21 protein-coding genes are annotated in these 21857 nt (G+C 69.0%); 16 read left to right on the plus strand and 5 right to left on the minus strand.

Features of this window, described 5'->3' with window-relative positions; translation table 11 throughout:
* The first annotated feature begins 1 nt into the window (after position 1).
* Complete coding sequence (locus tag AC3IFE_RS14030) at positions 2 to 649, plus strand: glutathione S-transferase family protein (RefSeq protein WP_089468677.1); 648 nt, start codon at positions 2 to 4, stop codon at positions 647 to 649.
* Positions 646 to 1887, plus strand: coding sequence for a multifunctional CCA addition/repair protein (locus tag AC3IFE_RS14035; RefSeq protein WP_089468676.1), 1242 nt, complete (start codon positions 646 to 648; stop codon positions 1885 to 1887). Before AC3IFE_RS14030 ends, AC3IFE_RS14035 begins: the two co-directional genes overlap by 4 nt.
* A gap of 53 nt (positions 1888 to 1940) precedes the next feature.
* On the opposite strand, the gene AC3IFE_RS14040 is transcribed toward AC3IFE_RS14035, so the two are convergent.
* Positions 1941 to 2720, minus strand: coding sequence for a helix-turn-helix domain-containing protein (locus AC3IFE_RS14040; protein WP_089468675.1), 780 nt, complete (start codon positions 2718 to 2720; stop codon positions 1941 to 1943).
* Positions 2721 to 3073: 353 nt separating this feature from the next.
* Between AC3IFE_RS14040 and AC3IFE_RS14045 the strand changes: the two genes are divergently transcribed.
* A complete protein-coding gene (locus AC3IFE_RS14045) occupies positions 3074 to 4924 on the plus strand; it encodes a M24 family metallopeptidase (protein WP_489190877.1) in 1851 nt (616 codons plus the stop codon).
* Positions 4925 to 4979: 55 nt separating this feature from the next.
* Here AC3IFE_RS14045 and AC3IFE_RS14050 read toward each other — a convergent pair whose 3' ends face one another.
* The 3 genes from AC3IFE_RS14050 to flgA form a co-directional block, all read right to left on the minus strand.
* Positions 4980 to 5420, minus strand: a complete 441-nt coding sequence (locus AC3IFE_RS14050) for a flagella synthesis protein FlgN (protein ID WP_089468673.1) — start codon at positions 5418 to 5420, stop codon at positions 4980 to 4982.
* 78 nt (positions 5421 to 5498) lie between these two features.
* Complete coding sequence (gene flgM, locus AC3IFE_RS14055) at positions 5499 to 5828, minus strand: flagellar biosynthesis anti-sigma factor FlgM (RefSeq protein WP_301739845.1); 330 nt, start codon at positions 5826 to 5828, stop codon at positions 5499 to 5501.
* 117 nt (positions 5829 to 5945) lie between these two features.
* Complete coding sequence (gene flgA, locus AC3IFE_RS14060) at positions 5946 to 7154, minus strand: flagellar basal body P-ring formation chaperone FlgA (protein WP_489190886.1); 1209 nt, start codon at positions 7152 to 7154, stop codon at positions 5946 to 5948.
* 204 nt (positions 7155 to 7358) lie between these two features.
* Between flgA and flgB the strand changes: the two genes are divergently transcribed.
* The 13 genes from flgB (at position 7359) to AC3IFE_RS14125 (ending at position 20876) form a co-directional block, all read left to right on the plus strand.
* On the plus strand, positions 7359 to 7847 hold the full coding sequence (gene flgB / locus AC3IFE_RS14065) for a flagellar basal body rod protein FlgB (RefSeq protein ID WP_089468671.1): 489 nt from the start codon (positions 7359 to 7361) through the stop codon (positions 7845 to 7847).
* 51 nt (positions 7848 to 7898) lie between these two features.
* On the plus strand, positions 7899 to 8324 hold the full coding sequence (flgC, locus tag AC3IFE_RS14070) for a flagellar basal body rod protein FlgC (protein ID WP_034190310.1): 426 nt from the start codon (positions 7899 to 7901) through the stop codon (positions 8322 to 8324).
* Between the two features lie 67 nt (positions 8325 to 8391).
* Complete coding sequence (locus AC3IFE_RS14075; protein WP_089468669.1) at positions 8392 to 9138, plus strand: flagellar hook assembly protein FlgD; 747 nt, start codon at positions 8392 to 8394, stop codon at positions 9136 to 9138.
* 27 nt (positions 9139 to 9165) lie between these two features.
* Complete coding sequence (gene flgE / locus AC3IFE_RS14080) at positions 9166 to 10407, plus strand: flagellar hook protein FlgE (protein WP_489190878.1); 1242 nt, start codon at positions 9166 to 9168, stop codon at positions 10405 to 10407.
* A gap of 19 nt (positions 10408 to 10426) precedes the next feature.
* The gene (gene flgF, locus AC3IFE_RS14085; protein ID WP_050014265.1) at positions 10427 to 11185 is read left to right on the plus strand and encodes a flagellar basal-body rod protein FlgF; all 759 of its coding nucleotides are present in this window, start codon (positions 10427 to 10429) and stop codon (positions 11183 to 11185) included.
* Between the two features lie 34 nt (positions 11186 to 11219).
* On the plus strand, positions 11220 to 12008 hold the full coding sequence (gene flgG, locus AC3IFE_RS14090; protein WP_006477564.1) for a flagellar basal-body rod protein FlgG: 789 nt from the start codon (positions 11220 to 11222) through the stop codon (positions 12006 to 12008).
* 21 nt (positions 12009 to 12029) lie between these two features.
* Positions 12030 to 12719: a flagellar basal body L-ring protein FlgH gene (gene flgH, locus AC3IFE_RS14095; protein WP_011546413.1), complete on the plus strand. Its 690-nt coding sequence runs from the start codon at positions 12030 to 12032 to the stop codon at positions 12717 to 12719.
* Between the two features lie 5 nt (positions 12720 to 12724).
* Entirely contained in the window at positions 12725 to 13882 is a 1158-nt protein-coding gene (locus AC3IFE_RS14100) for a flagellar basal body P-ring protein FlgI (RefSeq protein ID WP_089468803.1), read from the plus strand.
* On the plus strand, positions 13883 to 14866 hold the full coding sequence (gene flgJ, locus AC3IFE_RS14105; protein ID WP_089468667.1) for a flagellar assembly peptidoglycan hydrolase FlgJ: 984 nt from the start codon (positions 13883 to 13885) through the stop codon (positions 14864 to 14866).
* A gap of 218 nt (positions 14867 to 15084) precedes the next feature.
* Entirely contained in the window at positions 15085 to 15840 is a 756-nt protein-coding gene (locus AC3IFE_RS14110) for a flagellar brake protein (RefSeq protein ID WP_069621009.1), read from the plus strand.
* A gap of 193 nt (positions 15841 to 16033) precedes the next feature.
* Entirely contained in the window at positions 16034 to 18034 is a 2001-nt protein-coding gene (gene flgK, locus AC3IFE_RS14115) for a flagellar hook-associated protein FlgK (protein ID WP_301739846.1), read from the plus strand.
* 22 nt (positions 18035 to 18056) lie between these two features.
* Complete coding sequence (gene flgL / locus AC3IFE_RS14120) at positions 18057 to 19298, plus strand: flagellar hook-associated protein FlgL (RefSeq protein ID WP_089468665.1); 1242 nt, start codon at positions 18057 to 18059, stop codon at positions 19296 to 19298.
* Between the two features lie 270 nt (positions 19299 to 19568).
* Entirely contained in the window at positions 19569 to 20876 is a 1308-nt protein-coding gene (locus tag AC3IFE_RS14125) for a solute carrier family 23 protein (protein ID WP_077178516.1), read from the plus strand.
* A 43-nt stretch (positions 20877 to 20919) separates the two neighbouring features.
* Here AC3IFE_RS14125 and AC3IFE_RS14130 read toward each other — a convergent pair whose 3' ends face one another.
* Complete coding sequence (locus AC3IFE_RS14130) at positions 20920 to 21804, minus strand: transcriptional regulator GcvA (RefSeq protein ID WP_126363721.1); 885 nt, start codon at positions 21802 to 21804, stop codon at positions 20920 to 20922.
* Positions 21805 to 21857: the final 53 nt, after the last annotated feature.

The following is a 21857-nucleotide window of genomic DNA, read 5'->3' on the forward strand; positions in this document are numbered from 1 at the left end:
CATGAAGCTCGTGATTGGAGACAAGAACTATTCGTCGTGGTCGATGCGGCCGTGGCTGCTGCTCGCGCATTTCGGCATCCCGTTCGACGAGATCGTGGTCGAACTGCGCCGCGACGACTCGGCCGCGCGCATCCGCGAATACTCGCCGACCGGCAAGGTGCCGTGCCTCGTCGACGATCACGGCGCGGCGATCTGGGATTCGCTCGCGATCGCCGAGACGCTCGCCGAGCGCTATCCGCAGTTTCCGATGTGGCCGGCCGACCCGCTCGCGCGTGCGCAGGCGCGCTGCGTGTCCGCCGAGATGCATTCGGGCTTCATGGCGCTGCGCACGCAGATGGGCATGAACATCCGCGCGTCGATGCCGGGGCGCGGCGCGACGCCCGAGGCGCTCGCCGACGTCGCGCGCATCGACGCGCTGTGGAGCGAATGCACCGAGGCGTCGGGCGGGCCGTTCCTGTTCGGCGAATTCGGGATCGCCGATGCGATGTATGCGCCGGTCGTGATGCGCTTCAACACGTATGCGCCGGCGCTGTCGCCGGAGGCGGCCGGCTATGCGGCGCGCGTGACGGCGCTGCCGGCCGTGCAGCGGTGGATCGATGCCGCGCGCCGCGAAACCAACGTCATTGCCGAATACGAACCCAACCCATGAACATCTACGCAGTAGGCGGAGCGATCCGCGACGCATTGCTCGGCGTGCCGGTGCAGGACCGCGACTACGTGGTGGTCGGCGCGACGCCCGAGCAGATGGCCGCGCAGGGCTTCCGGCCGGTCGGCAAGGATTTCCCGGTGTTCCTGCATCCGCAGACGCAGGAGGAATACGCGCTCGCGCGCACCGAGCGCAAGACGGCGGCCGGCTATCACGGCTTCCAGTTTCATTTCGCGCCGGACGTGACGCTCGACGAGGATCTCGCGCGGCGCGACCTGACGATCAACGCGATGGCGCGCGAGGTGAGCCCGGAAGGCACGCTGGTCGGCCCCGTGATCGATCCGTTCGACGGGCAGGCCGATTTGCGCGCACGCGTGTTCCGGCACGTGAGCGACGCGTTCGTCGAGGATCCGGTGCGGATCCTGCGCGTCGCGCGTTTCGCCGCGCGCTTCGCGGATTTCACGGTCGCGGACGAAACCCTCGCGCTGATGCGGCGGATGGTCGACGCGGGCGAGGTCGATGCGCTCGTGCCCGAGCGCGTGTGGCAGGAAATCGCGCGCGGGCTGATGGAGGCGAAGCCGTCGCGGATGTTCGCGGTGCTGCGCGACTGCGGCGCGCTCGCGCGCATCCTGCCCGAGGTCGACGCGCTGTGGGGCGTGCCGCAGCGCGCCGATTACCACCCGGAAGTCGATACCGGCGTGCACGTGATGATGGTCGTCGACTACGCGGCGAAGCAGGGCTATTCGCTGGCGGTGCGCTTCGCGGCGCTCACGCACGATCTCGGCAAGGGAACCACGCCCGAGGACGTGCTGCCGCGCCACGTCGGCCACGAAAGCCGCAGCGTCGAGCTGCTCAAGCCGTTGTGCGAGCGGTTGCGCGTGCCGAACGAGTGCCGCGATCTCGCGCTGGTGGTCGCGCGCGAGCACGGCAACCTGCATCGCGTGATGGAGATGGGCGCGGCCGCGCTGGTGCGGCTCTTCGAGCGCAGCGACGCGCTGCGCAAGCCGGCGCGCTTCGCCGAGTTGCTGCAGGCGTGCGAATCGGACGCACGCGGCCGGCTCGGGCTCGATGCGCAGCCGTATCCGCAGGCCGAGCGGCTCCGTGTCGCGCTCGCGGCCGCGCGCAGCGTCGATGCCGGCGCGATCGCGCGCGGCATCGGCAGCGACACGGAGAAGATCAAGGAAGCCGTGCATCGCGCGCGGATCCAGGCCGTCGCGCAGGCGCTCGCGATCGGCGAATAGTCGGCGAGTCGTCGGCGCGGAACCGGGCGCGCGGCAGGGGCGCCCGTCGGCCGTTACGGTTTCTTCCTGCGCGCCGGAGTCGCCGCCGCCGGACGTTTGCCGGCGGCCGCGCGCGGCTTCGCCGCACCTTTCTTTGGGGCTGCGTCGACCTTGGACGGCCGTGCCGCGGCGCCGTCGCGATCATTCCTTCCGGGCGCCGGCGCGCGGCGGCTCACGCGCGGCTCGCCGGGCGTCGACTGCGTGCTTTCCGTCGTCGCGGCCGCGAATTCCGCCGAACTGTCGTCGAACAGCGGCAGCGTGCTGACGCTGATCAGCTCGGCCGGCCCGTCGCCGACATTGGCCACGCGATGCCGCTTGCGCGCGTCGAAATGCAGCGAGTCGCCGGGCGCCAGCGGGTAATTCTTCTTGCCGACCGTGTAGCAGACGCGGCCGGCCAGCACGTACACGAATTCGTCGCCGCCGTGCGCGACCCATTCCGACCGGTAGCCCTTCATCATCTGCACCTTCAGCGCATTGATCTGGCTGCCGTCGAACGTGGTGGACAGCCGCTCGTACCACTGCGACGCGGCGTCGAGCGCATACGGCTTGCGGCTGCCCTCGTGCGAATCGGGCTGCGGCTGGCGCGGCTGCTCGATCAGCGTGCCGAGGGGCACGCCCAGCGCTTTCGCGACGTTGACGAGCGACGACAGCGAGATGCCCGTCAGATGACGCTCGACCTGCGACAGGAACCCGACCGACAGTTTCGCTTCGGTCGCCACTTCCAGCAGCGTCTTCTTTGCTTCCCGGCGCAGGCGGCGAATGCGCTGGCCGATACGCATGAGGTCTGAATCCATGAATCTCTTTCGTGGCAACGAGTCGGGGCGCGGGCGCGGCGGCGATGCGGTCGCCGGAGCGGAGGCCGGCGCATTGTACCGCGCGGCACCGCCGGGCGAAGCGGCGCTGTGCCGGGATCCGCAGGCTGCGCGCCGATTTTAGTCCTACGAAAATTTTGGCTTGACCTCGATTTCGGCCTGCTCTAGATTCTGTCGCGCATCAAACAAAGTTAAGTGAGACGAAAATTTCCCGAGGGCGGCCGCTGGAACGGCGGTGCGGCCGGGCCGCGCGTCGCACCGACGTGCGGGGGGCGGGCAGGCGCGATGCCGCGACACGCCGCCGGCCGCCGACAACAATGAATAACGGGCATCCGATGATCGATCGACTGAAATACAGCTTCTCCGGCCTTCCCCCGTACGACGCGTCCGTCGCCGAGACCCAGGCCGGCCTGTCGCGCCTGCTCGATGCCGCGCGACTCGACGCGGTGGTGATCACGTCGCAGGACGACTACGTGACCGAGTACCTGCCGCGCGGCAACAACCCGCGCTACGCGGTGTCCGGCTTCGACGGTTCGGCCGGCTGCGGGATCTTCCTGAGCGCGGCGACCGCGCAGGCGCTCGGCGTGCCGCCGTTCGTGCTGTTTGTCGACGGCCGCTATCACTTCCAGGCCGACGAGCAGTGCGATCCGGCGCGCGTGCGCGTCGAGAAGCTCGGCATCGACACGACGATCTGGCAGGCGATGGCCGACTGGCTCGTCGCGCACGCGAACCGGCTCGCGCGGGTCGGCTACGACGCGCGGCGGATCAGCGTCGCGCAGCGCAACCGGCTGTTCGAGCAGACGCGGGCCGCGACGCTCGACTGGGCGAGCCTCGCCGATCGCGAGATCGACCACGCGATCGCGCTGCCGGGCTGGAACGTCGAGCGGCCGATCTTCGAGATTTCCGCCACGATGACCGGCCTGAGCGTCGCGCAGAACCTCGACGCGCTGAACCGGCAACTCGCCGCGCATACCGGCGCGGCGGACGGCAAGACCGCGTTCTTCACCTGCGCGTCGGACGATCTCGCGTATCTGCTGAACAGCCGCGGCTATCACATCCCGAATGCGTCGTCGCACCTCGGCTTCCTGTTCGCGATCGGCGCGCAGATGGCGCTGTTTTTGCCGGAAGGGTGCGACCGCTGCGAGGTCGCGCTCGATTCGTATCCGGCGCTGCACGTGATCCGGCGCGACGTCGCGGCGCTCGAGCGCTTCCTTGCGCAGTTCGCGGTCGAGCACGTGTGCTACGGCTTCGAATCGGTGAACTGCGCGCTCGTCGACGCGGTGAACCGCGTGTGGCCGCACGCGCGGCATGCCGATTTCAACCCGGTCGAGGCGATGCGGGCGAGCAAGACGCCGGCGGTGCTCGATCAGTTCCGCGACGCGTTCGTGCGCAGCTCCGCGGCGATCGCCGAGACGATGCGCTGGGCGAAGACCGGCGAGCCGGGCGTGCACCACACCGAGTACGACCTCGCGCGCACCATCAACGATGCATACGGCGCCCGTTCGGCGGTCGCGCTGTCGTTTCCGTCGATCGCGGCGAACGGCGCGAACAGCGCGTTCGCGCATTACACGGCGGCGAGCGCCGACGTCGAGCTGACCGAAGGCGAGCTCGTGCTGCTCGACAGCGGCGCGTACTACGAAGCCGGCTTCGCGACGGACTGCACGCGCGTCGTGCTGCGCCGCACGCAGCCGGACACGGTCGCGCAGCCGTGGCAGCGCGAAATCTACACGGTCGCGCTGAAGGCCTGCATCAAGGGGCTCGTCACGCGCTTTCCGGCGAGCGCGACGGGCGGCGACGTCGATGCGCTGGTGCGGCAGGTGTGCCGCGATCATGGCCACGATTTCGGCCACGGCACCGGGCACGGCGTCGGGATTCACGTGCACGAGGGTGGCGTGCGGTTCGCGCCGGGCGCGCAGTACGGGCTGGTGCCGAATGCGGTGATTTCGGTCGAGCCCGGCATCTACCTGCCGGGCAAGGGCGGCGTGCGGATCGAGAACATCGTGATCGTGCGGCCGGACGACGCGCAGCCCGACACCGTGACGTTCGAGAACATCGTGACGGTCGGCTACGACTGGGACCTGATCGATCTGGATCTGCTGGACGATGCCGAGCGCGCGTATCTGCGCGACTACGAGCGGCTGTGCGTGGAACGCGGCACGCAAGTCACCGCGTGTCCGCTGCTGTAACGAAGGGAAGGGCGGGGGCGCGGCCGCCGGGCGGCCGCGCGGCGACGTCAGCCGGTCAGCGCGTGAGCGCCGATACGCGTCCGTCGGGGCCGTACACGCCGGCCGGCGCGGGCGCCGAGCGCAGCACCGCGAGCGCGCGCTCGTTGTAGTCCATCCGGATCCGGATCAGCATCCCGTTGTTCGCATTGGCTTGGCGCGCGCGTTCGGCGGCCTGCTGCAGCAGTTGCCAGCGGCTGGCGAGGCGCGCATCGCGCTCGGCCGCCTGATCCATGCCTTTCTTGCCGACCGGGAAGCCGAGTGCGGAAAGCTGCGTGTCGCGCGTGCGTTCGAGCTGCGCGAGCCGGTCGATCAGTTCGCTTTTCTTCTCGACGATGCCGGGCAGCATCTCGAGCGGCTCGGCCGTCGTCAGCGCCTTTTCCTCGTAGACGAGCAGGGACGCGAACGCCTCGACCGTCGCGTGTTCGTCGTTGACCGTGGCCAGCAGCTCTTCTCTCATCGCGTCATGCTCGTCGCGCCGGTGCGTGCGGTGTCGCGCGCGCCGGCAAACCGGGTGACCCGGCCACGAGGCCGGGGCTTAGCTGCCCTGCGGGCGCTGCTGCTGCAGCAGTTCGCGGGCGGTGTTCAATACGCCGTCGGCAATCTTGTTCGCGTCGATCGTCAGCGTGCCGTCGTTCAACGCGTCCTTGATCGACTGGACGAGGCCCGTGTCGATATCGGCACCGCCCGACGCGGATACCGAACGCAGCTGGCCGGACAGACCCGACAGGTTCACGGTCGTGTCGCCGCCGCTCGATCCTGCATCGGCTGCCTGCGTGGACGACTCGGCCGTGCCGGACGGCGCACGGGCCGCGCCGTTGCCGGACGGCGCGAGGGGGCTCGGTTTCGGAGTGGAATCGATTTTCACGATGGGTTTCCTGTACGGTTTGACCCAGATAACGGCCGGGTCGGCCCGAACTTTAGCATCGCGAACCCGAAATGCTCCGAATAAACAATTCTTTACATTTTTGCGGCCGATCCGTCCCTACAGCGGAATTTCGACGGTGCCGGCGTCCTTGACGATCGCCGTGACGATCTGCCCGGCCGCCATCCGCACGCGTACCGACTGGCCGGGCGCCGCGTTCGCGAGCACGCTGCCCTCGGCCGAAATCGTGAAACCGGGGCCGGCCGCGACGACCCGCACCGTCTGGCCGGCCGACACCGACGCCGCGCTCTTCAGCATGTCCTGCCGCAGCGGCAGCCCGGCCGAGATGCGCGCGAGCGCGGTCGCGCCGACGGCCTGCGCGGGATCGGTGATCACCGCGAGCGGCAGCACCGTCAGGTCGCCGTCGCGCGCGACCAGGTCGGCCGCGGAGAGCGGCTCGCCGGGCGCGATCTGGCGCGCGGCGACGTAATAGGTGGCCTGCACGGCGACCTTCGCCTGCAGGTAGACGGTCCACGGTCGCGCGCCGGCGCAGCGCACGCCGACCGTCGTGCGGCCCCACAGGCGCGCGCCGGTCGGCAGGAACGGTTCGAGCGTCGTGCACGCGGCGAGCCCGCGCGGAAAGGCGGTCGTGACCGTCGCGGTGGTCTTGCCGGGCAGGCCGGCGATCTGCTGCTGCAGGAACGTGAGCGCCGCGCGCTGGATGGTTTCGGGGTCTTGCTGGCCGGGCGGCGTCGCCGGCTGGGCCGGGGCCGCCGTCGGGTTGGCGGAAGCGGCCGCCGTGCGCGGGGCCGCCGCGACCGACGCGGCACGGGCCGCCGCGAGGCGGGCCGAGGCCGCTGATTGCGGCGCCGGCCGCGCGAAAGCCGATGCAGGCTCGGCCGTGCCGGCGATGACCGTCGCGATGGCGGCGGGGTCCGCCGCGCGCGGCGTCGCGCCGTATCCGGCGTTCGCGCGGGCGGCTGCGTAGGTCGGGAGCGGCGCGGCGGCCGGCGGCGGGACGCTCGTCACGACCATCTGGCCGGCCGGTTGCGCCGCATAGCCGTCGCCGGTCGCGGCGCTCGCCGTGCCGACCGCGCGCTGTCCGCCCGAAGCCGAAGCCATCCCCGCATTCCTGCCGAACTGCCCACCGCTCGCCGCATTGGCGTGCGCGAGCGCGGTTTCGGCCGTCTCGCCGCGCCCGGGAATCACGATCATCCCGTCGGCGGCATGCGCGGCGGGCGCGGCGATCCACAGCGCCGCGGCGAGCGCGAACGCACGCCGCACCTGCGTGAGCCGCCCGTTGCTGTCGCGAAGTGCGCCGCCTGTCATCGCCATGCCCCCGATCCGTTGATCCGCTTCGCATTCTAGGGAGCCGGGGCGTCGCGCAAACGATGAATAGAGGGGGCCTTTGCCGCGTTATTCGCCCGATTGCCGGTTGCGTCCCGCGCCTACCATCGCTGTCATGGAAAAAAGCCTCTCGGGTCGCCATCCGGTGCGAGGGGCGTGCAGCGCTTCATACGGAGAGACGCACACATGCTGGACAAACTCGATGCGGAATTCGCGTTCGGCCGACAGGCGCTCGACGTGCGCGCCTATCGGCAGGAACTGCTGTCGTCGAACATCGCGAACGCCGATACGCCCGGCTACCAGGCCCGCGACGTCGATTTCGCGTCGACGCTCGCGCGCTCGCTGAAGCAGGCGGGCGGCGGGCTCGCGCCCAGCAACGCCGGCCAACTGCCGATGGCGCAGCCGGCCGGCGTGACGAGCGGCATGTCGATGGTGTCGACGGAGCCGGGCCACATGGCGGGCACCGTGAAGCTGATCCCGACCGGCGGCCCGTCGGACGACTACGGCCGCGCGCAATACCGGATGCCGCTGCAGCCTTCGCTCGACGGCAACACGGTCGATCTCGACGTCGAGCGCGTGCAGTTCGCGAACAACGCGCTGCACTACGAAACCGGGATGACCGTGATGACCCAGCAGATCAAGGCGATGATCGCCGCGATCACGACGAACTCGTAACGCACGCGTAAGCGCCGCGTCCGAATCCGGAACCCAGCACAAGGAGCCTCCATGCCTTCGTTGATGAACATCTTCGGCGTCGCCGGTTCGGCGCTGTCCGCGCAATCGCAGCGCCTGAACGTGACCGCGTCGAACCTCGCGAACGCCGACAGTGCGACCGGCCCCGACGGCAAGCCGTACAAGGCCAAGCAGGTCGTGTTCGCGACCGACCCGATCGGCGGCGCGCGCACCGCGTCCGGCCAGGGCGTGGGCGGCGTGCGCGTGACCAAGGTGATGGACGACCCGTCGCCGATGAAATCGACCTACGACCCGGCGAACCCGGCCGCCGACGCGAACGGCTACGTGCAGATGCCGAACGTCGATCCGGTGCAGGAGATGGTGAACATGATCTCGGCGTCGCGCTCGTACCAGGCCAACGTCGAGACGCTGAACACCGCGAAGACGCTGATGCTCAAGACGCTGACGATCGGCTCGTAAGCCGCGCGCCGCCCGACCTTTCCCTACCGAGACCCGGACCGACAGTTCCGACAGAAGGCCACCCAGGATGACTTCCTCCAACACGACGATCGGCGGCAACGGCACCAACGTGTCGACGCTGCCGACCGACACGATGAACACCAACAACGTGTCGTCGACCAACGGCACGTCGGCGAGCGACCTGCAGGCGACGTTCCTGAAGCTGCTCGTCACGCAGTTGCAGAACCAGGATCCGACCAGCCCGGTGGACAGCTCGCAGATGACGTCGCAGCTCGCGCAGATCAACACGGTGAGCGGCATCGCGCAACTGAACACGTCGCTCACGTCGCTGTCGTCGCAGCTCGCGGCCGGCCAGCAGACGCAGGCCGCGCTGCTGATCGGCACGAACGTGCTCGCGCCGGGCAACGGCGTCGCGGTGAAGAGCGGCGCGGCGTCGCCGTTCGGCGTGTCGCTCGCGAGCTCGGTGTCGAACCTGACGATCACCGTGAAGAACTCGGCGGGCGCCGTCGTCAACACGATCAACGCGGGCGCGCAGTCGGCCGGCACCGTGCCGTTCAACTGGACGCCGACCGACGCGGCCGGCAACGCGCTGCCGGACGGCAAGTACACGGTCAGCGCGTCGTATACCGACAGCAACGGCACGCCGCAGGCGGCCGCGACGCTCGCGGCCGCGCAGGTGCAGAGCGTGGTCAAGCAGGCGGACGGCACCGCGGGGCTCGTGCTGTCGAACGGCACGACGGTGGGGCTCACCCAGGTTGCGTCGATCTTCCCGAACACGAAGTCGTCCTCGACCGGCGACACCACCACCAACTGATCGAGCTTTCTCGTCACGGAGAACGAAATGGGTTATCAACAGGGTCTGAGCGGCCTCGCCGGCGCATCGAACGCGCTGGACGTGATCGGCAACAACATCGCCAACGCGAACACGGTCGGCTTCAAGTCGAGCACCGCGCAGTTCGCCGACATGTACGCGAACTCGGTCGCGACGACGGTCAACACGCAGATCGGCATCGGCACGGCGCTGAATTCGGTGCAGCAGAGCTTCGGGCAGGGCACGATCAATACGACGAACTCGTCGCTCGACGTCGCGATCAACGGCAACGGCTTCTTCCAGATGTCGAACAACGGCGTGACGACGTACTCGCGCGACGGCACGTTCCAGCGCGACAAGAACGGTTTCATCGTGGACGCGCAGGGCCGTAACCTGATGGGCTACGCGGCCAACGCGGGCGGCGTGATCAACACCGCGCAGACCGTGCCGCTGCAGGCGCCGACCAACAACATCGCGCCGACCGCGACGACCAAGATCACCGGCCAGTTCAACCTGAACTCGCAGGACACGGTGCCGGCCAAGACGCCGTTCAACGCGACCGACAACACGACGTACAACTACTCGACGGCGATCCAGGTGTACGACTCGCTCGGCGGCTCGCAGGCGGTCAACATGTACTTCGTGAAGTCGGCGGCCGGCACGTGGGAAGCGTACGCGGGCGTCCAGGGCGGCACGACGACCGATCTGGGCACGATCACGTTCGATACGTCGGGTGCGATCAAGAGCACGACGACGGGCACGCCGGCCGCGCCGACCGCGTCGCTCGGCCAGTTCCAGTTCACCGTGCCGAACACCGACGGCTCGGCGACGCCGCAGGCGCTCACGCTCGACCTGACCGGCACGACGCAGTACGGCGGCAAGGACGGCGTGAACAATCTCGCGCAGGACGGCTACGCGAGCGGCACGCTCACCACCTACTCGATCGGCTCCGACGGCAAGCTGACCGGCAACTACTCGAACGGCCAGACCGCCGTGCTCGGCCTGATCGCGCTCGCGAACTTCAACAACCCGAACGGGCTGGTGAACCTCGGCGGCAACCAGTACGCCGAATCGGCGGCGTCGGGCGTGCCGCAGGTGTCGGCGCCGGGCAGCACGAACCACGGCACGCTGCAGGGCAGCGCGCTCGAGAACTCGAACGTCGACCTGACCTCGCAGCTCGTCAACCTGATCACCGCGCAGCGCAACTACCAGGCGAACGCGCAGACGATCAAGACGCAGCAGACCGTCGACCAGACGCTCATCAACCTGTAAGCGCGGACAACCGGCAGCCATGGACCGACTGATCTATACGGCGATGACGGGCGCGTCGCAGTCGCTCGACCAGCAGGCGATCGTCGCGAACAACCTCGCGAACGCGTCGACGACGGGTTTTCGCGCGCAGCTCGCGACGTATCGCGCGGTGCCGATGAATTTCGGCGACGGCAGCAACATCGACCCGACGACGACGCGCACCTACGTGCTCGCGTCGACGCCCGGCGCCGATTACGCGCCGGGTCCGATCACGCGCACCGGCAATCCGCTCGACGTCGCGGTGCAGGGCGCGGGCTGGCTGTCGGTGCAGACGGCCGACGGCGGCGAGGCGTACACGCGCGCCGGCAATCTGCACGTCGACGAGAACGGCCAGCTCGTCAACGCGAGCAACCTGCCGGTGGTCGGCAACGGCGGCCCGATCTCGGTGCCGCCGAACGCGGAGGTGACGATCGGCAAGGACGGCACGGTGTCCGCGCTGATGCCGGGCGACCCGCCGACCGCGGTCGCGATCGTCGATCAGATGAAGCTCGTCAATCCGGATCCGGCCACGCTCACGCGCGGCAACGACGGGCTGTTCCGCACCGCCGACGGCAATCCGGCCGACGCCGACCCGAACGTGGTCGTCACGCCGAATTCGATCGAAGGCAGCAACGTGAACCCGGTGACCGCGATGGTCGCGATGATCGACAACGCACGGGCGTTTCAGCTGCAGTCGAAGCTGATCCAGACGGCCGACCAGAACGAGCAGACGGCCAACCAGCTGCTCAACTTCAGCTGAGCGCCCGCGCCAGCCCACGCAGGAGACCTGACAAGTGAATCGTTCGCTCTACATCGCCGCGACCGGCATGAATGCGCAGCAGGCGCAGATGGACGTGATTTCGAACAACCTCGCGAACACCAGCACGAACGGCTTCAAGGCGTCGCGCGCGGTGTTCGAGGATCTGCTGTACCAGACCATCCGCCAGCCCGGCGCGAACTCGACGCAGCAGACCGAGCTGCCGTCGGGCCTGCAGCTCGGCACCGGCGTGCAGCAGGTCGCGACCGAGCGCCTGTACACGCAGGGCGGCCTCACGCAGACCGGCAACTCGAAGGACGTCGCGATCAACGGCGCGGGCTTCTTCCAGGTGCTGATGCCGGACGGCACCAACGCGTACACGCGCGACGGCTCGTTCCAGACCAACGCGCAGGGCCAGCTCGTCACGTCGAGCGGCTACCAGGTCCTGCCGGCGATCACCGTGCCGCAGAACGCGCAGTCGCTGACGATCGGCAAGGACGGCGTCGTGTCGGTCACGCAGCCGGGCTCGAGCAACGCGGTGCAGATCGGCTCGCTGCAGATCGCGACCTTCATCAACCCGACCGGCCTCGAGGCGAAGGGCGAGAACCTGTTCGCGGAAACGACGTCGTCGGGTGCGCCGAACGTGTCGCAGCCGGGGCTGAACGGCGCGGGCGTGCTCAACCAGGGCTACGTCGAGGCGTCGAACGTGAACGTCGTGCAGGAACTCGTCAACATGATCCAGACGCAGCGTGCCTACGAGATCAACAGCAAGGCCGTGACGACGTCCGACCAGATGCTGCAGACCGTCACGCAGATGAAGAGCTAACCGGAACGTCCCGTCGCAGCCATGAAGCAGGTTCGCCTCCCCTCGTCAGCCACCGTCCGCGCCGCCTGCGCGGTCGCGGTGGCGGCGCTCGCCGGTTGCGCGCAGATTCCGCGCGATCCGATCATCCAGCAGCCGATGACGGCGCAGCCGCCGATGCCGATGTCGATGCAGGCGCCCGGCTCGATCTACAACCCCGGCTACGCGGGGCGGCCGCTGTTCGAGGATCAGCGCCCGCGCAACATCGGCGACATCCTGACGATCATGATCGCGGAGAACATCAACGCGACCAAGTCGTCGGGCGCGAACACGAACCGGCAGGGCAACACCGACTTCAACGTGCCGACGGCTGGCTTCCTCGGCGGGCTGTTCGCGAAGGCGAACCTGTCGGCGACCGGCGCGAACAAGTTCGCGGCCACCGGCGGCGCGAGCGCGGCGAACACGTTCAACGGCACGATCACGGTGACCGTCACCAACGTGCTGCCGAACGGCAACCTCGTGGTCAGCGGCGAGAAGCAGATGCTGATCAACCAGGGCAACGAATTCGTGCGCTTCTCGGGGGTCGTCAACCCGAACACGATCTCCGGCGCGAACTCCGTCTACTCGACGCAGGTCGCCGACGCGAAGATCGAATACTCGTCGAAGGGCTACATCAACGAAGCCGAGACGATGGGCTGGCTGCAGCGCTTCTTCCTCAACATCGCGCCGTGGTGATGACGATGCAGCTGCCTCTTTTCCTCCGCCTGTCGTTTCGTGCACTCGCCTGCGTGCTGGCCGCGTGCGCGCTCGGCGCCGCGCCCGCGCACGCGGAACGCCTGAAGGATCTCGCGCAGATCCAGGGCGTGCGCGACAACCCGCTGATCGGCTATGGCCTCGTCGTCGGCCTCGACGGCACCGGCGACCAGACGATGCAGACGCCGTTTACGACGCAGACGCTCGCGAACATGCTCGCGAACCTCGGCATCTCGATCAACAACGGTTCGGCCAACGGCGGCCCGTCGTCGCTGAACAACATGCAGTTGAAGAACGTCGCGGCCGTGATGGTGACGGCCACGCTGCCGCCGTTCGCGCGGCCGGGCGAGGCGCTCGACGTGACCGTGTCGTCGCTCGGCAACGCGAAGAGCCTGCGCGGCGGCACGCTGCTGCTCACGCCGCTGAAGGGCGCGGACGGCCAGGTGTACGCGCTCGCGCAGGGCAACATGGCGGTGGGCGGCGCGGGCGCCAGCGCGAACGGCAGCCGCGTGCAGGTGAACCAGCTCGCGGCCGGCCGGATCGTCGGCGGCGCGATCGTCGAGCGTTCGGTGCCGAACGCGGTCGCGCAGATGAACGGCGTCCTGCAGCTGCAACTGAACGACATGGACTACGGCACCGCGCAGCGGATCGTGTCCGCGGTCAACGCGAGCTTCGGCCCGGGCACCGCGACGGCGCTCGACGGCCGCACGATCCAGCTCGCCGCGCCGGCCGATTCCGCGCAGCAGGTCGCGTTCATGGCGCGCCTGGAGAACCTCGACGTGAGCCCGGACAAGGCCGCGGCGAAGGTGATCCTGAACGCGCGCACCGGCTCGATCGTGATGAACCAGATGGTCACGCTGCAAAGCTGCGCGGTCGCGCACGGCAACCTGTCGGTGGTCGTCAACACGCAGCCGGTGGTGTCGCAGCCGGGGCCGTTCTCGAACGGGCAGACGGTGGTCGCGCAGCAGTCGCAGATCCAGCTGAAGCAGGACAACGGCGCGCTGAAGATGGTGACGGCCGGCGCGAATCTCGCCGACGTCGTGAAGGCGCTGAACACGCTCGGCGCGACGCCCGCGGACCTGATGTCGATCCTGCAGGCGATGAAGGCGGCCGGCGCGCTGCGCGCCGACCTGGAGGTGATCTAAATGGCAGCCACGCTCCCCAACGCAAACGACCTCACGCAGCGCTTCGCGCTCGACGTGCAGGGTTTCGACGCGCTGCGCGCGCAGGCGAAGCAATCGCCGCAGGCCGGCGCGAAGGCGGTCGCCGGCCAGTTCGACGCGATGTTCACGCAGATGATGCTCAAGAGCATGCGCGACGCGTCGCCCGACGGCGGGCTGTTCGATTCGCATACGTCGAAGATGTACACGTCGATGCTCGACCAGCAGCTCGCGCAGCAGATGTCGAAGCACGGAATCGGCGTCGCCGATGCGCTGATGAAGCAGTTGCTGCGCAATGCGGGCGCCGGCGCGGGCAGCGACACGGCGGCCGACGTCGGCGCGGGCGGCATGGGCGCCGGCGGCCTCGGCACGGCCGGCAACGAAGGCAGCCTCGCCGCGATGAACGCGATGGCGAAGGCCTATGCGAACGCGGCGAACAACGGCGGCCTTGCCGGCGCGCGCGGCTACTCGGCCGACAGCGCGCTGACGCCGCCGCTCAAGGGCGCGCGCGGCGTGCAGGGCGCGGACGCGTTCGTCGACCGGCTCGCGGGCCCCGCGCAGGCGGCCAGTGCGACGACCGGCATCCCGGCGCGTTTCATCGTCGGCCAGGCCGCGCTCGAATCGGGCTGGGGCAAGCGCGAGATCCGCGCGACGGACGGCTCGACCAGCTACAACGTGTTCGGCATCAAGGCGAACAAGGGCTGGACCGGCCGCACCGTGTCGGCGCTGACCACCGAATACGTGAACGGCACGCCGCGCCGCGTGGTCGCGAAGTTCCGTGCGTACGACTCGTACGAGCACGCGATGACCGATTACGCGAACCTGCTGAAGAACAACCCGCGCTACGCGGGCGTGCTGAGCGCGAGCCGCAGCGTCGAAGGCTTCGCGCACGGGATGCAGAAGGCCGGCTACGCCACCGACCCGAATTACGCGAAAAAGCTGATCTCGATCATGCAGCAGATCGGCTGACGGCCGCGCCCGCCACCGGTTGGCCCCCCTCGGACCGCGCCCGGCACCTTGCCGCGCGCGGTTTCAACGTTTGCGAGAAATAAATCGCCGTTTCGATCTAAACTTTCGGTCAGCACTGCCGCTAAGTGTGAGAGACCTGCGACCGGGCCCCCGTTCTGGCCCGGTTTTATTGCGCACCGGTTGCCCCGGGCGCCCATGACAAGAAAGACCGGCTAGCCATGAATATCGAAACGTCGACGGACCCCAGCCTGGATGCAGGCCACTCCGGGCCCGACTATGCCCGCCGCAATCCGCTGGAAATCGGCGTGCAGTTGCGCAACCTGGTGAACCGCGGCGATTTCCTGACGGTCCAGTACCCGGGCGGCCAGCTCGTCACGCGTCTGCTCGAGGTCGACGTCGGCGCGCGGACGTTCACGTTCGACTGGGGCGCGCTGTCCGAGCAGAACGCCGGCATCCTCGGCGCGTCGCACTGCACGTTCGCGGCCGCGCCGGAGGGCGTGCGCGTCGAATTCACCACGGGCACGCCGCGCGAGACGCGCTACGAGGGGCTGCCCGCGTTCGTCGCCGATTTCCCCGACGTGCTGGTGTGCATCCAGCGCCGCGAATATTTCCGCGTCGACGCGCCGATCGTCGATCCGTTCCTGTGCCGCGGCAAGCTGCCGGACGGCGAAAGCTTCCTGTTCGAGGTGCACAACCTGTCGCTCGGCGGCGTGGGGCTGCGCACGGCGGATGAGCGCGTCGAGGCGCTCGAGGTCGGCACGCTGCTGCCGGACGTCGAGCTCGAGCTGACCGGCCACGGCAAGCTGTCGCTCGACCTGCAGCTGGTGTCGCAGCGTTCGACGCAGATGCCGAACGGGTCGCGCCGCTACCAGCTCGGCTTTCGCTACATGTCGCTGCCGGGCAGCGCGGAGAACACGCTGCAACGGCTGATCACGCAGCTCGAAATGAAGCGCCGCTCGCTCGCGCGGGCCTGACGCGCATCCGGCCGGCGCCCCCCGCGGGCCGCCCGCGCAGCACCGCCGGCGCCTTGCGCCGGGCGCTTCCAGCGGCGACGCACGCCCGTGCGCCGCGCGTGCATTTTTTCCTCAATTTTTTCAATCCGCGGCCGTTATACCGGGAGTCACGCAACCCGGCGGCCGCAGCGCGGCCGGCTCATCAGGATCGCGCATGTCCAACACACTCATGAACCTCGGCGTCAGCGGCCTGAATGCCGCGCTCTGGGGCCTCACGACGACCGGCCAGAACATCAGCAACGCGGCGACGCCGGGCTATTCGGTCGAACGCCCGGTCTATGCCGAGGCGAGCGGGCAGTACACCAGCAGCGGCTACATGCCGCAGGGCGTGAACACCGTCACCGTGCAGCGGCAGTACAGCCAGTACCTGAGCGACCAGCTGAACGGCGCGCAGACGCAGGGCGGCGCGCTGTCGACGTGGTATTCGCTCGTCGCGCAGCTGAACAACTACGTCGGCAGCCCGACGGCCGGCATCTCGACCGCGATCACGAGCTATTTCACCGGGCTGCAGAACGTCGCGAACAATGCGTCCGATCCGTCGGTGCGGCAGACCGCGATCAGCAACGCGCAGATTCTCGGCGACCAGCTGAAGGCGGCGGGCCAGCAATACGACGCGTTGCGCCAGAGCGTGAACACGCAGCTCACCAGCACCGTGTCGCAGATCAATACGTACACCGCGCAGATCGCGCAGCTGAACCAGCAGATCTCGGCGGCGAGCAGCCAGGGGCAGCCGCCGAACCAGCTGATGGACCAGCGCGATCTCGCGGTGTCGAACCTGTCGTCCCTCGCCGGCGTGCAGGTCGTGCGCAACGACAGCGGCTACAGCGTATTCCTCGCGGGCGGCCAGCCGCTCGTCGTCGCCGACAAGAGCTACCAGCTTGCGACCGTCACGTCGCCGTCCGATCCGAGCGAGCTCACCGTCGTGTCGCAGGGCATCGCCGGCGCGAATCCGCAGGGGCCGGACCAGGCGCTGCCGGATGCGTCGCTGTCGGGCGGCACGCTCGGCGGCCTGCTCGCGTTCCGCCGTCAGACGCTCGACCCGGCCCAGGCGCAGCTCGGCGCGCTCGCGACCAGCTTCGCCGCGCAGGTCAACGCGCAGAACGCGCTCGGCGTCGATCTGGCGGGCAAGCCGGGCGGCGACCTGTTCACGGTGACGAACCCGACCGTCTATTCGAATCAGGGCAACACCGGCAACGCGTCGCTGTCCGTGTCGTTCGCCAGTGCGTCGCAGCCGACGACGAGCGACTACACGCTGTCGTACGACGGCACGAACTACACGCTGACCGACCGCGCGAGCGGGTCGGTGGTCGACCAGAAGGCCGGTCCGATGCCGGTCTCGCTCGGCGGGCTGAACTTCTCGTTCTCGTCCGGCGCGATGAATGCCGGCGACCAGTTCACCGTGCTGCCGACGCGCGGCGCGCTGACCGGCTTCGGCCTCGCGACCACGAGCGGCTCGGCGATCGCGGCCGCGTCGCCGGTGGTCGCTGCGGCATCGAAAACCAACATCGGCACGGCAAAGATCACGCAGGGCGCGGTGAGCGCCGGCTACCAGGTGCCGACGACGCCGACCAAGCTGACCTACGACGCGGCGTCGCAGTCGCTGTCGGGCTTCCCGGCCGGCACCACGGTGACGATCGCGGGCACCCCGCCGACCTCGGTGACGATCACGAGCCCGACCGACAGCGTGCCGTACAACGCGACGGCCGGCGCGAAGCTGACGATCAACAGCACCACGCAGCCGGCTCCGGCGGGCGTGATGAACGGCGTGACCGTCACGCTGTCCGGCGCGCCGTCGGATGGCGACACGTTCACGATCGGACCGTACGCGGGCGGCACGAGCGACGGCTCCAACGCACAAGCGTTGTCGCAGCTCGTCACCGCGAAGGCGCTCGGCGGCGGCACGACGACGCTGACCGGCGCGTATGCGAACTACGTGAACGCGATCGGCAACACGGCGAGCCAGCTGAAGTCGTCGAGCGCCGCGCAGACCTCGCTCGTCGGCCAGATCACGACCGCGCAGCAGTCGGTGTCGGGCGTGAACCAGAACGAGGAAGCGGCGAACCTGATGCAGTACCAGCAGCTTTACCAGGCGAACGCGAAAGTGATCCAGACGGCGGCGACGCTGTTCCAGACCGTGCTCGGCCTGTTCAACTGACCGGATTCGAGGAATAGAAGCGATGCGAATTTCCAGCGCCCAGTTCTTCCAGCTGAACGTTTCACAGATGAACGATCAGCAGGCGCAGCTCGCACAGCTGTACCAGCAGATTTCGAGCGGCACGAGCCTGCAGACGCCGGCCGACAACCCGGTCGGCGCGGCGCAGGCCGTGCAGCTGTCGATGACGTCGGCGACGCTGTCGCAGTACGCGACCAACCAGACGACCGCGCTCGCGTCGCTGCAGGCCGAGGACCAGGCGCTGCAGAGCGTGAGCAGCGTGCTGACCGGCGTGCAGACGCTGCTCGTGCGTGCCGGCGACGGCTCGCTGGCCGACAGCGACCGCTCGGCGCTCGCGACGCAGCTGCAAGGCTATCGCGACCAGCTGGTGACGCTCGCGAACTCGAACGACGGTGCCGGCAATTACCTGTTCGCCGGCCTGAACAATTCGACGGCGCCGTTCACGGCCAGCCCGAACGGCAGCATCAGCTACGTCGGCGACTCGGGCACGCGCCAGGTGCAGATCGCCGATTCGAGCAGCGTGTCGCAGGGCGACACCGGTTCGGCGGTGTTCATGTCCGTGCCGTCGCTCGGCAGCGCGCAGGTTCCGTCGGCCGGCGCCGGCAACGTCGGCACCGGCGCGATCGGCGCGGTGACGGTGACGGACCCGTCCGCCGCGACCAACGATCACCATTTCACGATCACGTTCGGCGGCACGCCCGCCGCGCCGACCTACACGGTGACCGACAGCTCGGCCAAGCCGCCGACCACGACGCCCGCGCAGGCCTACACGTCGGGTGCGTCGATCGCGCTCGGCAGCGGGATGACGGTGGCCGTATCGGGCACGCCGAGCACCGGCGATACGTTCGCCGTGACGCCCGGCCCGCAGGCGAGCGGCGGCGCCGACATCTTCTCGACGCTCGACTCGACGATCGCGGCGCTGAAGATGCCGGTGACCGGCAACCCTGTCGCGGCCGTGTCGCTGAAGAACGCGCTGATGACCGGGTCGATCAAGGTCGGCAACACGATGCGCAACGTGACGACGATCCAGGCATCCGTCGGCGGCCGCGAGCAGGAAGTGAAGGCGATGCAGGCCGTCACCCAGACCGCGTCGCTGCAGACGACCAGCAACCTGACGGACCTGACCAGCACCAACATGGTCACGACGATCAGCCAGTACCTGCAGGTGCAGAACGCGCTGACCGGCGCGCAGAAGGCGTACGTGCAGCTGCAGAACCTGTCGCTGTTCCAGTACATCAATCCGTAATGCACGCGGCGCCGGCCGCGATGTGAGCGCACGCTTACTTCGCGGCCGGCGCTTGCCGTCGCCAGCCGCGCATCGTGCGCGGACGGGCGCTTCGCCGGGGCCGCGCGGTCGCGCACCGGTTCTCTCGCGCGGCCTGCCGCGTCCTAGTTTGGCCGGCCCCGCCGGCCGTTCGCTTGCCAGCCCCATTTCCGCTCCGTAAACTCGCGCCAGATTCCAGACCGGCGCATTCTTTGCAGCCGGCGACCGACGACCGACAGGAGCGCTTTCCCCATGTCCGATTCCTACTTCCCGCGCTGGCGGGTCCAACCGACCGGCGCGGCCTCGCGCGTGGTCGGCCCCGACGAGCGCCTCGCGTGGCCGCAGATGATCGCGATGGGCGTGCAGCACGTCGTCGCGATGTTCGGTTCGACCGTGCTCGCGCCGCTGCTGATGGGCTTCGACCCGAACCTGTGCATCTTCATGTCGGGCATCGGCACGCTGCTGTTCTTCGTGCTGGTCGGCGGCCGCGTGCCCAGCTATCTCGGCTCGAGCTTCGCGTTCATCGGCCTCGTGATCGCGGTGACGGGCTACGGCGGCAGCGGCCCGAACCCGAACATTCCGGTCGCGCTCGGCGGGATCGTCGCGTGCGGCGTCGTATACGTCGCGCTCGGCGCGCTGGTGCAGGCGATCGGCACGCGCTGGATCGAGACGCTGATGCCGCCCGTCGTGACCGGCGCGGTGGTCGCGGTGATCGGGCTGAACCTCGCGCCGATCGCGGTCAAGGGCGTGTCGGGCTCGACCTTCGAATCGGTGATGGCGCTCGTCACGGTGCTGTGCGTCGGCGGCGTCGCCGTGTTCGCGCGCGGGATGATGCAGCGCCTCTTGATCCTCGTCGGGCTCGTGATCGCGTACGTGATCTACGCGATCGCGACCAACGGGATGGGCCTCGGCAAGCCGATCGATTTCGCGATCGTCGCGCAGGCCGCGTGGTTCGGCGTGCCGAGCTTCCGTGCGCCGGTGTTCGATCCGCACGCGATGCTGATGCTCGCGCCGATCGCGGTGATCCTGGTCGCGGAGAACCTCGGCCACATCAAGGCCGTCAGCGCGATGACGGGGACGAACCTCGACCGCTACGTCGGCCGCGCGTTCATCGGCGACGGGCTCGCGACGATCGTATCGGGCAGCGTCGGCGGCACGGGCGTGACGACCTACGCGGAGAACATCGGCGTGATGGCCGTCACGCGGATCTATTCGACGCTGGTGTTCGCGATCGCCGCGCTGATCGCGATCGGGCTGGGCTTTTCGCCGAAGTTCGGCGCGGTGATCCAGACGATTCCCGGCCCCGTGCTCGGCGGCGTGTCGATCGTCGTTTTCGGGCTGATCGCGGTGACCGGCGCGCGGATCTGGGTCGTCAACAAGGTCGACTTCTCCGACAACCGCAACCTGATCGTCGCGGCCGTCACGCTCGTGCTCGGCGCCGGCGACTTCTCGCTGAAGATCGGCGGCTTCGGGCTCGGCGGGATCGGCACCGCGACGTTCGGCGCGATCATCCTGTACGCGATCCTGCGCAAGGAGAAGGAACCGGGGCCGGTGGTGTGATTCGGGAGCGGGCGGTGCAATGCCGCCCGTCGTCGTGCGTCCCTCATGTGCCGGTATTCGACTGCCCCTGCAGCCACGCACAGAACTGCGCGACGAGCGGATCGTCGGCCGGCGCGCCCGGCGCGATCCACCAGTAGCTGCGCGTCGCGATGCGCGGCCCGTCGAGCGGCATCACCAGGCGCCCGCTCGCGAGCTCGTCGTCGATCAGCGGCAGCGGGCCGAGCGCGACGCCCAGCCCGTCGACGGCCGCCTGCAGTGCCAAATAGAAGTGGTCGAACGACTGCCGCTTGCGCCCCTTCATCGCGACGCCGGCCGCCGCGAACCAGTCGCGCCAGCCTTCCGGCCGCGTATCCGAATGCAGCAGCACGTGTCGCGCGAGATCGTCCGCGCGCGTGATCGGCGCGCGCTTGAGCAGCGCGGGGCTGCACACCGGAATCACGCTTTCGTCGAGGAAGTGGCCGCTCGTGCAGTTCGGCCAGTGGCCGGGGCCGCGGCGAATCGCGACGTCGAAGCCGTTCAGCGTGTCGAGCGGCGCGTTCGACGTCGACAGCTTCAGCTCGACGTTCGGCACGTCGCGCTGGAACCGCGACAGGCGCGGCAGCAGCCATTTCATCGCGAAGGTCGGCAGCGCGTTGATGCGCAGCACGCGCGCCGCGCCGGTGTTGCGCAACTGCTCGGTCGCGTGCGCGATGCTGTCGAACGCCGCGCGCACGGTGTCCAGGTAGCGGCGGCCTTCGTCGGTGAGCTTCACGCGCTTGCCGTAGCGGTGGAACACCGGCTTGCCGAGCCACGCCTCGAACCCGGCGATCTGCCGGCTGATGGCACCGTGAGTCACATGCAGCTCGTCGCCGGCGGCGCTGAAGCTTTCATGTCGTGCCGCGGCTTCAAAGGCCCGAAGCGCGGAAAAGGGCGGGAGATCGCGTGCCATGCTTGTGATTCTAGATCACAAGGGCGCGCCGATAAAATCGTTTTGCCGGAATC

The organism is Burkholderia sp. APQ4-4ca (genome assembly GCF_057837105.1).